Source organism: Enterococcus sp. FDAARGOS_553 (assembly GCF_003812305.1).
In the GTDB taxonomy this organism is placed as follows: domain Bacteria; phylum Bacillota; class Bacilli; order Lactobacillales; family Enterococcaceae; genus Enterococcus_D; species Enterococcus_D gallinarum.
The window spans coordinates 101331-115746 of the sequence record NZ_CP033740.1 but is presented as its reverse complement, the minus strand read 5'-3'; the positions used below and the strand labels follow the sequence as shown (position 1 = coordinate 115746).

Annotated in this window: 12 protein-coding genes; all 12 read left to right on the top strand. The window is 40.9% G+C overall.

What is annotated here, in order from left to right:
* Positions 1–11: 11 nt before the first annotated feature.
* The 12 genes from EGX73_RS00940 (at position 12) to EGX73_RS00885 (ending at position 14308) form a co-directional block, all read left to right on the top strand.
* Positions 12–656 carry a glucose-6-phosphate 1-dehydrogenase family protein gene (locus EGX73_RS00940; RefSeq protein ID WP_005470767.1) on the top strand — a complete coding sequence of 215 codons (645 nt, stop codon included), beginning with the start codon at positions 12–14 and terminating at the stop codon, positions 654–656.
* Between the two features lie 268 nt (positions 657–924).
* The gene (gene msrA / locus EGX73_RS00935) at positions 925–1734 is read left to right on the top strand and encodes a peptide-methionine (S)-S-oxide reductase MsrA (RefSeq protein ID WP_172956402.1); all 810 of its coding nucleotides are present in this window, start codon (positions 925–927) and stop codon (positions 1732–1734) included.
* 568 nt (positions 1735–2302) lie between these two features.
* Complete coding sequence (locus EGX73_RS00930) at positions 2303–3625, top strand: citrate transporter (protein WP_253764202.1); 1323 nt, start codon at positions 2303–2305, stop codon at positions 3623–3625.
* A 19-nt stretch (positions 3626–3644) separates the two neighbouring features.
* The gene (locus tag EGX73_RS00925) at positions 3645–4868 is read left to right on the top strand and encodes an amidohydrolase family protein (RefSeq protein WP_029486537.1); all 1224 of its coding nucleotides are present in this window, start codon (positions 3645–3647) and stop codon (positions 4866–4868) included.
* Positions 4869–5638: 770 nt separating this feature from the next.
* Positions 5639–6340 carry a deoxynucleoside kinase gene (locus EGX73_RS00920; protein WP_081842106.1) on the top strand — a complete coding sequence of 234 codons (702 nt, stop codon included), beginning with the start codon at positions 5639–5641 and terminating at the stop codon, positions 6338–6340.
* Between the two features lie 132 nt (positions 6341–6472).
* Positions 6473–7321 carry a helix-turn-helix domain-containing protein gene (locus EGX73_RS00915; protein WP_021150175.1) on the top strand — a complete coding sequence of 283 codons (849 nt, stop codon included), beginning with the start codon at positions 6473–6475 and terminating at the stop codon, positions 7319–7321.
* 257 nt (positions 7322–7578) lie between these two features.
* Positions 7579–8535 (top strand): FAD:protein FMN transferase, encoded by a 957-nt coding sequence (locus tag EGX73_RS00910; RefSeq protein ID WP_029486538.1) that lies wholly within the window; start codon positions 7579–7581, stop codon positions 8533–8535.
* Positions 8536–8538: 3 nt separating this feature from the next.
* A complete protein-coding gene (locus EGX73_RS00905; RefSeq protein ID WP_021150173.1) occupies positions 8539–9144 on the top strand; it encodes an NADPH-dependent FMN reductase in 606 nt (201 codons plus the stop codon).
* 21 nt (positions 9145–9165) lie between these two features.
* The gene (locus EGX73_RS00900; protein WP_005470786.1) at positions 9166–10422 is read left to right on the top strand and encodes an NAD(P)H-dependent oxidoreductase; all 1257 of its coding nucleotides are present in this window, start codon (positions 9166–9168) and stop codon (positions 10420–10422) included.
* 446 nt (positions 10423–10868) lie between these two features.
* Entirely contained in the window at positions 10869–11915 is a 1047-nt protein-coding gene (locus EGX73_RS00895) for an FUSC family protein (RefSeq protein WP_005470791.1), read from the top strand.
* 115 nt (positions 11916–12030) lie between these two features.
* Complete coding sequence (locus EGX73_RS00890; RefSeq protein WP_003125871.1) at positions 12031–12630, top strand: NUDIX hydrolase; 600 nt, start codon at positions 12031–12033, stop codon at positions 12628–12630.
* 367 nt (positions 12631–12997) lie between these two features.
* Positions 12998–14308 carry an NCS2 family permease gene (locus tag EGX73_RS00885; RefSeq protein WP_003125873.1) on the top strand — a complete coding sequence of 437 codons (1311 nt, stop codon included), beginning with the start codon at positions 12998–13000 and terminating at the stop codon, positions 14306–14308.
* The last annotated feature ends 108 nt before the right edge of the window (positions 14309–14416 follow it).

Genomic DNA, 14416 nt, shown 5'->3' with positions numbered 1-14416 from the left:
AAGGTGACATTATGGAATTTGCTAAGGCAGATTTTGATTTATTCGATCGTGAGGTATTTGCCTTTAAACAAATCAAAGACATCTACCCACCAGAAACAATTCAGCGGCTGAAAGAGGATTATCAGATGAGCTGGCAAAAATGGAAACATATCCAAATGACTGTCGCAACCAATGTATCAGCAGACCTTCAACCGAAAGTTGAGAGTTGGACGAATGGTTGGAATTTGCGCAGTCATTTTTGGTGTGCTTATCGGAATGAGGCACATCCGAATCAAAATGCCTGCCTAGCTGCATTGATCAATCAAAAGCAATATCAAGTCTATTTCATGTTCCAACATTACAAAAGTGGCCAACGTTCAGGGAGTTTAGCAGCCTATAATGACTTACGCTGGCAGATTGAAGAATGGAGCAAAGACAAAAATTTGGCTGATTATTATATTTGGCCACAGGTGGAACATGAACTAGAAGATCATTGCCCATTAGCTGTATACCTCTCAGAGCCGCAAAAACAAAGACAACTTGAAGAAAAGCTGCAAGGACGCAGTTTTCAAATCGGCAAACTTTGGTTTCCATCAGAGAGCATCGAAGATGTTGAGAGATTGACGACTGAAGCATTAGAAGAATTAAGTCCATTGTATTTTTCACTAACAAGATAAACAATGCTCTTAAGATAACCAAACAGCAAAATACCTCGAACTGAACGATAGCTGATTTCTGTTCTACAGGAATTTCAGACCCTCCTATGTTGATGGTCTGTACCGCTATTTGTTCGGTTTTTTTGTCATTTAGAGAATTTTTTCTTTGGTCAGAAAGCGAATCAGTAGGCCAGATGAAGGAAATATGGTAATTTGCATATAAATCATTTCAAGTAATTGCAAGAGGATGGAACACTTCAAAGTTTTGCTGGCAGAGAGGATGAGAAGGATGGACGAGGAACGATTAAGTCAGCTTTACAATTTGATCATCAATCCAGGGACAAGAGATTGGGAACGATCCCAGTTGTTGGCAGCCCGAGATCGGTTAGAATCCGGACAAGAACAAAAAAATGTCCTATCAGAGTTGGAAGCTGCTTTGCGACCATTGGCACTTCGAGGCAACTTGACACCGGATTTTCAGGATTTTTATGATCAGTTAAGAGGGATAGAAACAACTCAAACAACTCAAAAAACAAAGACACATCAAATCACTGACTGGAGTCATCAAGAAACAGCCATTTTTGCGGGGGGTTGTTTTTGGTGTATGGTGGAGCCTTTTGAACAGAAAATAGGGATCACTTCTGTTCTTTCAGGATATACCGGCGGGAATATCCCGCATCCCACGTACGATCAAGTCAGTAGCGGGTTAAGCGGACATGTAGAAGCAGTGGAAATCATTTTTGACAATCGGTTGATTACGTATGAGGGGCTAGTCTCATTGTATTGGCAGTTGACGGATCCCACAGATGCTGGTGGACAGTTTCAAGATCGGGGAAAGCAGTACCGACCAATCATTTTTGTCGGAGATCCGCAGCAACAAGCGATTGCTGAAGCGTCAAAAGAACAGCTGCAAAGGGCAGGTCATTATGCAAAACCAATCATCACAGAGATTAGACCAGCCACGACTTTCTGGCCAGCCGAGAATTACCATCAAGGGTTTTACCAAAAAAATCCTCATCGGTATCGCCGGATTCAACGTGCCCGCAAACAATTGCTGGTCTATCAGCGGATTAAGCGATTCTTCAGTGGAACCAGATAATTGATAAAAGTGGCTGGTCAGAATAGGCAGAACAGCCGCTTTTGTTTCACTTTGATGCAAATGATTTAGACAATCGGCTAAAAAAAGATCGTTTTTTTTAGAATAACGTCCAAAGAAAGCGGATTCACATTCGCGTAAAATAGAAAACAGGAAGATAGGCAGAAAAGGAGAAAAGGAAGAATCATTCCCACAAAAAAGCGGTGTATTTGTATGTCCGACAACTTCAAAGGATTCACCAACGGCATCTTGTGGCCGTTTATTAGTAGTGGACAGTGCAGGGAATGATTCTTAGGGAGGAGTGGCTCAGAGAACTTGTAGCTGAATAGCAAGTAGTGAAAGGGGTAGTTTTTTAAGAGTGATCTCATTTTGATTTCAATAGGTAATCGGCAGTAATTGTTTTATAAAAGGAGAAAGCAGGCCCCGTTTGAGTTTCTCTAAATGGAATAACCTATTTTGCTAGTTACGTAATAGACTGAATCATTCGTTTTTTTCAATGCATTTATTTTTATCCAAAAAAGGACGTGGAAAAATGAAAACATTTAAAAAATGGTTTTTTTTGCTTGCTGCTATGTTTGTAGGAATGTTTTATGGCATTGCTGTACATGCTGAAGAAGCAATTGACCAAATCGTTGCACCAACAGGATTTAAAGCTATTTTGGTTTTAGTTCCATTGGTCTTGGTTTTAGTTCTTTTATTTAGAAAGGTAGATATGATCATTGCTGGACTGGTTGCTGGTATACTAGCAATGATCATCGGAGGTATCAGTTTAGCAGAAGCCAATACGCAACTGCTGGAAGCTGTGCCAACGATGTTGAGTATCACTGTCCCCATCATCAATTCTGCTGTGGCAATGGCTGTTTTCAAAGCGGGAAGCTATACGGCAGCTTTGACTTTGGCTAAACGAGGAACAAAAGGCAAGGTAGAATATGTTTCTGCATTTATTGTCATTTTGCTTGCAGCAGCTACTTATATGTCTGGTATTGGCGGCGGCAGTGCAATGGTGATCGCACCACTGGCTTTTGCAGCAGTGGGAGTGGTTCCAGAATTGATTGCAGCCATGTCGCTAGCGGCAGCTGTCTCGTTTACAACTTCTCCTGCCTCCTTAGAATCAAGTATTGTTTCCAAACTGGGCGGCTTTAGCGTTTCTTCTTATGTTGTTGAGATGCGTCCTTTTTGGTTGTTGTTTGTCGTGTTAGCTATCGCTTTGGCTTTTTGGGGAACGAAGCGCCGGCACATCGGCTTTAAAGCTTCTGCAGAAAATGAATATGAAACAAAAAGTAATGGCGAGTTGTTCAAAATCACATTACCAGCGATTTTCTTGCTTTTTGCAGTTATATTCGGCCCGCTAGTCAATGAGTTGATTGGTTTTGTTTTCTTCACACCGCTTGTTTATATGGTGATCACATTAGCATTGATTTACTTATGTACTGATTTTTCAATGAATCAATCGGTGGAAGCAATGGTAGATGGATCAACGTATATTCTGACTCGTCTTTTTCAAGTGGGAATCTTCTTGGCATTCATCAATATCATTGCGCAAACAGGAACGTTTGCCGTCATTGCTGGGGTAGCTCAAAATGCACCGGAATTTGTTGTAGTACCTGTGGCGATTTTAACCGGAGTCTTGATTGGCATTCCTGCTGGAGCGTATGTGGGCTCAGTGTTGACACTTGTTTTGCCAGTCGCCGTTTCCCTAGGATTCCCACCGATTGCTTTAGGTTTTGTCACAATGGGCGTGGGCTTAGGCAGTCAAATGAGTTTCGTCAACATCACGATGCAAGCATTATCTTCAGGATTCCAAATCCCCATTTTGGATGCGGTCAAAGGAAATGTGAAATGGCTAAGTCTTGCTTCAATTATATTGTTGTTCATTGGTTTGATTTTTGGGTAAGTAAGAGGGAGGAAAAGAAATGGATCTACTAATTAAACAAGCAAGAATCGAGGATGGAGAAGAGTTAAAAGACGTTGGCATTACTGCTGGCAAAATCGTCGAGATCGCACCATCCATCGAAACAGTTGCAAATGAGACCATCGAAGCCAATGGACGAGTGCTGATTCCCGGTCTTGTAGAAAGCCATATTCATTTGGATAAAGCATTGATCGCTGACCGTGAACCCAACAATTCCGGCACACTGCAAGAAGCTATCGCGGTTACTGCAAAATTAAAGCCAACTTTCACAGAGGAAGACATATACCAACGGGCAAAACAAGCACTTGAGATGCTGATCGTTCATGGTACGACAGCTGTGCGGACTCATGCAGAGTTTGATCCAGCCCAAGGATTTACGGGCTTTGATACGATCATGCGATTAAAAGAAGAATACAAGGATTTGATTGATATGCAAGTTGTCGCATTTCCCCAAGAAGGAATCTTCAAGGCGCCTGGTACTGATAAGATGATGATCGAAGCAATGGAAAAAGGTGCCGACGTTGTAGGGGGAATTCCTTATAATGATGCACCAGCCAATGAGCATATTGATTTGGTTTTTTCGATTGCCAAACAGTTTGATAAAGACATTGATCTCCATCAAGATTTCGCCGATGAAGCGGATGAGACATCAATTGTTTATCTGTGTGAGAAGACCATTAAAGAAGGCTATCACGGGCGTGTCTCCGTAGGTCATTTGACCGCGTTGCATGCGATGCCGCCTGAAAAATTAGCAGAAGTCATCTCATTGATGGCGGAAGCACAAATCAATGTCATGCCATTGCCTGCCACCGATCTTCATTTAGGGGCGAGAAACGATCCTTATAATGTGCGTCGTGCAGTCACTCCGATTCGCAAATTAAGAGATGGTGGTGTAAATATCTGCTTAGGAAGCAACAACATCCGCAATGCCTTCACACCTTATGGGAATGGGGACTTGATTCAGATTGCGATGCTAGCTGTTCCAGTTGCCCACTTAGGTGGGGCTGCCGACTTGCCGACGGTTTTACCGATGATCACTACCAACACGGCGAAAGCGTTGAAACTAGCTGATTATGGATTAGCTGTTGGTAAAAAAGCCGATCTTGTATTGTTAGATACAAAGTCGAAAAGCAATGCATTGATTGATATTCCCGAACGGGTTTATGTGATCAAGAACGGTCGTGTAACGGTTAAAATCGAGAAAACGATCGAAATCTTACGTTAAGGATCATGGAAAGATATTCTTTAGTGGAAAGAGGCGGAAATCAGTTCACTGACACAAAGGATATACCCTAGCTAGAGTTTGTTTTTTGATTCAAGGGGACAAAAACGACTGATTGCTGATCCATTGAAGTGGAATAGCAACATTTTAAACACAACACCTGCTCTTTTTTCTGATAGGAGAGCAGGTGTTGTGTTTTTTTGGGGGAAAAAATGAATAACAAAATCAGCTGCAGTGACTGAATATTTCCTTCCTTTAGATACCATTACTTCACAATATATAGTATTTTTTAATCTTTTTCTTACACTCTGTTCACTATATATTGTATTTACTTTTTTTAAAGATTAGGTAAAATGGATCTTGAAGTTTGGAAGGAGCGCTGTTTTTGTCATAATCGTTTAGCAGGGATTTGTGTCGAAGTGAGGCAAACAAGCATAAAGAATCCGCCATTACGACTCTGAGAAACGCACGAGTTTAGACGACAACCTGTTAGCAGAAGAGTGCCCGTTATTGGAAAAAGGACCTTCAATCTTGTAATACCTGCTGGATTTGATACACTAGAGAGGTTGCCACTGAGACATTAGTCGCGAGAAATCTTTTGTTATCAAAGAGAAATCAGTAAACAAGGTCTTTTATGAGTATTTTGCTGCTAACCAAATGCCATGTAAAGATACGCCTACGTTTTGAATCAGCTTCAGTGTTAGGTTTATCAGTGAGGGAAAAAGCGAGACAAGGATGGCTCAACGATATTTTAGTAAGAAGGATGGATGCATGTGTTATTGATAGCAGGAACGATTGGAGCAGGTAAAAGTAGTTTGACCGATTTTTTATCGAAGGAAATGGCTTCAAAACCATTTTATGAAAATGTTGAGGACAACGATGTGTTACCATTGTTCTACTCAAATCCAGAAAGATATGCTTTTTTGTTGCAAATCTTTTTTTTGAATAAAAGTTTTCTTGCAATGCGGGAAGCCTTGTCTCACGATGACAATGTGATCGACCGTTCGATTTATGAAGACAGCATGATGTTTCATTTGAATGCAGATCTTGGAAGGATCTCACCAATGGAAGTCGAGCAATACGACAATTTATTGAACACGATGCTGCGTGAGTTGGAAGACTCCGCCCCAATGAAACAACCAGACTTGATGATCCACATCAAAGTTTCTTTGGAGACTATGATCGATCGGATCGGTAAGCGAGGACGTTCGTATGAACAGGTGGCAAATGATCCAAGTTTGTATGATTACTACAAATTGTTGAACGAACGGTATGATGCTTGGTATGAAAATTTTGATGTCTGTCCGAAAATGCAGATCGATGGGGATGAACTAGATTTTGTAGCAGACCCTCAAAACTTGAACAAAATTATGAAAATGATCGAAACAAAGCTAGCCGAGATACGTACAGGAAAAGAGAAAGGAAGCTATCAAACCCAGCGGGCTGTCGTAAAAGGCGATTTCTCAGAAAAGTGATTGTTCCATAGAGTCTTCCCCTTCACAAGTGAAAAATAAAATCAAAAGAGGGTGCCTGTTTTCAAAAAAACATGCTAAAATCATATCGATACTGAATGGCTGCCAAAGTTGAAGCAGAGAGGGGAAAGGCAATTGAATGTAGAGAAATTTATTGCAGCACGAAAGGCTGTTGGGATGTCACAAAAAGAACTTTCAGAGGGTATTTGCACACAAGCAACTCTGAGCAGGTTTGAAAATAATGGACAAGTCCCTTCCTTGAAAATATTGATCAAGTTATGCAATCGAATCAATCTGCCTTTAGTGGATCTTTTTTCTTCAATCAATGTGGTGAATTCACAACTAGATGAACAACTAGAAAAAGCTGAATTTTCGCTGATTACCAGTGAATTTGAACAATTGGCTCAAATTTTGGAGAAAATCGATCCCAAAACGATCAAAGACGCCGATTTAAGAGCTCGTTATTATTATCTTAAAGGATTCGAGATGGTTTTTAACCAGGCGCCGTTTACGGATGTCTTGTTCCATTTTGATCAATTGCTGATGTCAAAGACGACCGACACAGTATTTCAACTGCTGGCCTACACGGGGATCGGCATCGCTTATGCGCGTGAAGCTGAGTTGGAAAAAGCGGAAGTATATTTCGATAAAGTATTTAGCGAAATTTATACGTATCCCATCCAGACAACGGAAGACATCTGGCGCGTTTTGAATATCGTTTTCCATTGCGGGGTTTTTTACGCGCAAACGAATGATCTTGAAACCAGCAACGCACTATTAAATTATGCGATCGCCATTTGCTCAGAGAATCATTTGACCTATTATCTGGCCCGTGCAGCTGCACAGTTGGCCAAAAATGCCCAAGCTGCCGGCGAACCAGCTTCTGTCATTCTAGAATTGATACAAGATGCACTTGCGTTTGCAAAAATCAACAAAAATCGGCTGTTGATCAATGAGTTAAATCAGATGAAAAAACAGCTATAATGATGCATGACTAAAGCAAATGAAAATGAGTCGTTATTTTTGATCCGTTTTATAGGGAACAACCTTTGATCTAGCAACGAAAGATCGAAGGTTGTTCTTTTTTTTATATAAGATTAGCGCGGTTTTGTATATAAAAAAATATATAATGATATTGACAAAAATGTTTTAAAGGAGTATTCTCTGATTGTGAAAATACTAACAAAAATGATGGTTCGCTAGCGAGTCGTTTGATTTTTGGAATCAAAGAAGGGATACAAATGGGTGAAAACTTTTTTCGAGAAGAAACAAGGGTCATTCATCGAATGGGTACAACCATCACATTACAAGTTGCCCATAACGATCCAATGTGGTTACTATCAGAATTAGAACGCCTGCTGCATGAATATGAAACACGATTTAGCGCAAACGATCCCCACTCAGAATTGATGGCGGTGAATCACGCAGCTGGTCAACATCCTGTGGTCGTCGATCCAGAACTTTATGAGCTGATCAAAATCGGCAAATATCATAGTTGTGCAGCAGACAGTCACTTGAATATTGCGATTGGTCCTCTTGTCCAAAGATGGCGGATCGGATTTACGGATGCAAAAGTCCTCACACCCTCAGAAGTAACTGCACTATTGCCATTGACAGACCCGCAACAAATTCGTCTGAATGAGGAAGAGCAAAGTGTCTTCTTGGAAAAACAGGGAATGCTGCTAGACCTCGGTTCATTAGCTAAGGGCTACATTGCTGATAAATTACGAATGTACTGTCATCAGAACCATGCTGTTTATGCTTTGATCAATTTAGGTGGTAATATCGTGACCTATGGCGCGTCTCCAAAACATCAGGATGGTTTTTGGCGTATAGGTATCAGAGACCCCCAAGGAACAAGGCAGCAATCATTGGAGATCATCAAAGTCAAGAATGCCTCTCTTGTGACTTCTGGTATCTATGAACGCTATTTACAGCAAGGAGCATCCGTTTATCATCACATCATTGATCCAAAAACAGGCTTTCCAACCAAAAGTGACTTAGCGAGTCTGACCATTGTTTCTAAGTCATCGTTGGAAGGAGAAATCTGGACAACTCGTTTATTTGGTAAACCGATCGTTCAAGTGGTGGATCAATTGAAAGCTCAGACCGGAATCGAAGGAATTCTTGTCACAAGGGAGAATCGGGTCTGCCACACGTCAGGGATCAAAGAAAATTATTTTGGAAAGGAAGAATAAAAAATGAAATTTATAGGCTTAGTAGGAACCAACTCATCACGATCAACGAATCGCGATTTGTTAAACTTCATGAAAAACTTTTTTGCTAGTGAAGCGGAGATCGAACTTGTCGAAATCGCCGGTCTTCCCTTATTCAATAAGCCGGAAGACCATGAGTTGCCGGAAGCAGTCAGAAGGATTGCAGAAAAAATTGAAGCTGCTGATGGCGTGATCATCAGTACCCCAGAATATGACCACGCCGTTCCAGCTTCGCTGATCAATGCCTTGAATTGGCTTTCTTATGGTATTTTTCCTTTTGTTGATAAGCCCGTTATGATCACAGGGGCGTCGTATGGCACACTAGGGTCTTCCAGAGCACAGGCTCATTTGCGGCAGATTTTAGATTCACCGGAATTAAAAGCACGGATCATGCCAAGTTCAGAATTTCTTTTGGGGCACTCATTGCAAGCTTTTGATGAACAAGGACGCCTGAAAGATGAAGAGCAAGTAACAAAATTGCGGGAGCTATTCAGTGATTTTCTCTTGTTTGTGACGATCACAAGTCAGTTACAACATGCCCATCAAGCTAATAAACGTGAAGCAGAAAATTTTTCTTGGGAAACCATTTAATTGCGATAGGAGATAGAAAAGATGAAATTAATCGGTATCGTCGGATCAACAGCAGAAGTTTCAACCAATCGAAAATTATTAACATTCATCAAAAAACAATTCACCGAACTTTTTACTTTGGAACTGGTCGAAATCAAAGATTTGCCATTATTCAATCAAGATGATGATCAAACGAACAGTCCAGAGATCCAGCAACTAAATCGAAAAATCATTTTAGCCGATGGCGTAATCATTGCTACACCAGAACACAATCATACAGTACCAGCAGGCCTGAAAAGTGTCTTGGAATGGCTTTCATTTAAGATTCATCCTCTTGAAAATAAGCCAGTAATGGTCGTGGGTGCTTCGTATTATGATCAAGGAACTTCCAGATCACAGTTGCATTTGCGTCAAATCTTGGATGCCCCAGGAGTCAATGCACTTGTGATGCCGGGGAATGAGTTTTTACTAGGAAAGTCAAAAGAAGCTTTTGATGAAGATGGGAATCTGATCGATCAACGAACAATTGATTTTTTAGGCAGCACGTTAGCAAGCTTCGTCAAATTTATTAACGTAGTCTCTGCATTAGCTGGACCTAAACAATTGCCACCAGAAGATTTACATGCGACTGGGAAGATCGCTACAACGGTGGAAGGCGTTGATATGTCTGATGATCAATGGCTTGAGAAAGCTGCAGAAGCAGTAGGGGCCGTTTCTGGAAATACTTACGTTCAGTTAAATCGTGGATTATTGACCGTCGATCAAATCAATTACTTTTTAGATTCAATGCCGATGGAGTTGACCTTTGCGGATAGCAATAATCAATTCTTGTATTATAACTTGCGTCAAGAAGCCCATGAAATGTTGGCAGCTCGTGTTCCCGGTCAGGTGGGCAATCCATTAGCAAACTGTCACCCTGAAAAATCATATAAAAATGTGGAATGGGTGATCCAACAATTGCGCAGCGGCGCTACAGATGCTGTTCGGGTTCATGTACCAAAACAGGTTCCAGAGAAATACATCGTCCACAATTACCAAGCCATGCATGATGAAAATGGCGAATATGCAGGTATCAACGAGTATATTCTAGATTTCAAACCAATCATTGAATGGTATCTGCAACAAACCGGTCAAAAATTGGTGGGAAACGAAGATGCTGTCTCTAGCGCTTCTGTTCACGAGAACTCAGATGCTGTTACCAGTGCTTCTGTCCACGAAGATAACGCAGAGTCAGCTACGACAACTGGTGCGCCAGAGGCTGTCGTAGTCGATGCTGTTTCTAGTGCATCTGTAAAATAAAAGAGGACTAAATTTTTCCTATCCTAAAGGAGATAGAGGAATAAAATAATTCGATCAAAACTAACTGAGTGCAACTTCTTGTTTGCTCCAGAATAGTTTTGATCTTTTTTATATCACTTGAACCGTATAATTGACGGCAATGAGAGAGCACTGTCTTTTCTGATAGATTAACTGAGATCAAGTGATTCACGAAACTTTCTTGAAAAGTTTGCATATTTCGATTTTCATTCCTATAATTGATAGAGAGGCCGTTGCCTCTCTGCTAGAAAGTCGCTGCTTGTTTTTTCATTGTTAAAAATCTTCCATCTTCTATAGCTTGCTTCATCAGTTATGCCGTGTTTTTCATTGAAGATCTTGTTTTCTTCTGATCATTTACATACTAATTTTTTCCCAAACAACCACTTATAAAAGATGTCGCTCCCAATAGGGGCTAGAGGAGGAATGTCATGAATTTAACTACCAAACTATTACGTCCATTGGGCTCTGGCATCGCAATGGGCGTTCCTTTGATTACTGGGATTCTTTCCAAAGACCCCATGATTTGTTCTGTTGGAGCCATGGGAGCTTTTTCTTATTTGGCTTTTCAGCACCGTTCCTTCAGTTACAATATAAAAGCAATCCTGATCCACGGTTTTGCATTGTTGAGTGCCTTTATTTTAGGGGCGATTACTTCATTGATTCCTTGGAGTGCACCGTTTATTATCGGCTGCTTGTCCTTCACGGCTTTTTTACTTTCCAAAATCTACCGCTTGCCAAAACCAGATTATTTCTTTGTACTGATGCTCTACGCAACGGGATTCAATTTTCACCATCAAACACAGAATGTGACAGCTGCTTTACTGGCGATTCTTCATCAAAGCTCCTATCTTCTTTATGGAATCGTAGGTTCTCTGGCGGCTGGGTTGCTGATCTCCGCTGCAGAAAGGCTGCCTTTTCATTTACCCAAAGATCGCTTTCAGCAGCTTTCTCTCAAAGATAAGTATTATGTCGCTCTTTACCACCAACCGGAAATGATCCTAAAAGCGATGCATTTTTCGATGATTTTATTTATTGCTACTTATAGTGGATATCTGTTGAGAGCAAGCAATGGTTATTGGATCTTGATTTCTGCAGCCGCGGTACTCGCTGGCGAACATATGGAAAACATCAAAAAAAGAACAATCGGTCGTGTGCTAGGAGGAATAGTTGGGCTCTTATTAGGTTTCTTACTCATGGCACTGGATTTACCATTAGAAGCAAAAGCTGCTATTTTGATTGTATTGAATGTATTGACGGAATATTTCATGCCTGTCAATTATACGATCGCCAACTTTTTTACCAATCCGCAAGTGCTGCTTTTGATGACTATCGGCAGTAGTTTTGTACCACTCCATCTGATTCCTTGGCGTTTCTCGGGAACATTGATCGGTAGTTTATTGGCTATGGGATTGATTTTTCTCATGGATTTTGCGTTAAAGCAAATCCAGCAAAGCATGATCTATCGCAAAGAATGATTGCTTGTTGAATTATGCTAGCTGACTTTAGAAATTAGTGCTGTCTGGCTTTCTATCTGCCAGAATTTGCTTTATCATAAAGAGAGAATGACAGAGCACAAAGCGAGGGGAGCAGATGCAGGAGATTTTTGAGAAGTATCAGCGATTGTTAGCAATCGCTGATGCTGGGATCTATTATGGCAAGGATATTTATGATCAAGAGCGTTATGTCGAAATGAAAGAAATTCTAGTGGAATTGATGAGCCGATCGACGGAAGAAACAACCGATACGCTTAAACTTGTGCTAGATGCCAATGAAGGGTATCCAACACCAAAAGTAGATGTTCGAGCATTGATTCGCCAGGATAACAAAGTCTTATTAGTGGAAGACATTCATACAAAAGAGTGGTCTTTACCGGGTGGCTATGCAGAAGTCGGTTTCTCACCCAAAGAAAACGTTATAAAAGAAGTGTTGGAAGAGACAGGATTAGTTGTTGAAGTTGACAAACTTTGTGCAGTATTTGATACTAATCTGCGCAAAGACATTCCACAATTGTTTCAATATTATAAATTAGTTTTTGCCTGTTCGATCAAAGAAGGTTCTTTTGTGACGAACAGTGAAACCTCTGCCAGTGGTTTCTTTACGTTGGAAGAGTTGCCGCCGTTGTCAATGAAACGAACGACAGCAGAACAATTAAAGATTTTGATTGAGGAAGAGCAAAATTTTGTGGATTGATCATTCACAAAAACAGTTTAACCAATAGGTCAGCAAAAGAAATCCTGATAGGATCTTTCTGTCAGGTAGGATTGGCTTTTCTGCGGAAAAGATGATCGTTCTTTGGCTGCCTATTTTTGTTTCTGACAGTACAGACTTTTTTTGTTTTTGCTATTCAAGTGGTACAATCGAAGCATAACGAGTATGAGGCACTGTGTATGGGAAATAAGCGGTTTTAGCATCTTAAATGAAAATGAAAATAGTTCTGAAATTTTTAGAAAAGTTTATTTACTTGGAGGAAAAGTTGGTATATCATTGATTTCGTTGTTTTATTAAGGATTCAGAGGGAAAATAATCGCGCCTATCTGAATAATGGAGGATTCAAAAAATGAAAAATGTGCTTCACTCTTATTTTGGGCTTGATGAGCTCAACACGACCATCAAGCGGGAACTCTTGGCTGGATTCACGACATTTATTTCAATGGCCTATATTCTTTTTGTCAATCCAACGGTCCTTGGTGCTTCTGGTATGGATGAGGGAGCGGTCTTTACAGCCACAGCATTAGCAAGTGCCCTCGGATGTATTTTGATGGGAGTCTTGGCAAAATACCCGATTGCGACAGCTCCTGCGTTAGGAATCAACGCGTTCTTTTCTTATTCAGTCTGTATCGGGATGGGTGTGCCTTGGCAAACGGCACTAGCCGGTGTTTTTGTCGCTTCGCTGATTTTTATTGCAATCACGATTTTTAAACTTCGTGAAATGATCATTGATGCGATTCCTTCCGACTTGAAATATGCTATTTCTGGTGGGATAGGCTTGTTCATTGCTTTCCTTGGTCTTAGTGAAGGTGGGATCATTGTTTCCGACGATTCAACGTTAGTTGCCTTAGGATCATTGAGTGTAGGTACGACATGGTTAACGATCTTTGGCTTGGTCATTACGGCTGTGTTGATGGTTCGTCGAGTACCTGGCGGGATTTTCATTGGGATGGCAGCGACGACCATTCTTGGTTTAGTGACAGGTTTGATCCACGCACCAAGTTCGATCGTTTCGGCAGCACCTAGTATGTCGTCGACTTTTTTAGTCGCATTGAAGCATGTCGGTGACATCAACACATTGCAAATGTGGGTCGTTGTCCTAACATTCTTACTAGTCACTTTCTTTGATACTGCCGGTACGTTAGTTGGTTTAGCCAATCAAGCAGGTTTCATGAAAGACAATAAGATGCCTCGAGTGGGGAAAGCATTAGCGTCAGATTCGACAGCGATGTTGGCAGGATCATTACTAGGAACTTCTCCAGTAGGCGCATATGTGGAATCTTCAGCAGGGATCGCTGTCGGCGGTCGTTCTGGACTAACAGCTGTGACCACAGGTATTTTCTTTTTGTTTGGTCTATTCTTTTCTCCGCTTTTATCAGTAGTGACCTCTCAGGTTACAGCACCAGCATTGATTATTGTCGGAGTACTGATGGCGCAATCACTAAAAGAAATCAAATGGCATGAAATGGAAATCGCGATTCCTTCTTTTCTGATTTTATTAGGCATGCCTTTGACTTATAGTATTTCTGACGGGATCGCGCTAGGTTTCATTTTCTATCCAATCACAATGATTGCGGCCAAACGTGGTAAAGAAGTTTCACCGATCATGTATGTGTTATTCTTTGTCTTTATTGGTTTTATGTGGATCTTGAACGTTTGATCACGAGAAATAAACGGATGCTTGCTAGCTCTTTCATGAGTAGCAAGCATCTTTTTTTGTGGCTTCCTATCTTTTGATGAAGTGAATGGCATCCGAAAGAGAATCAGT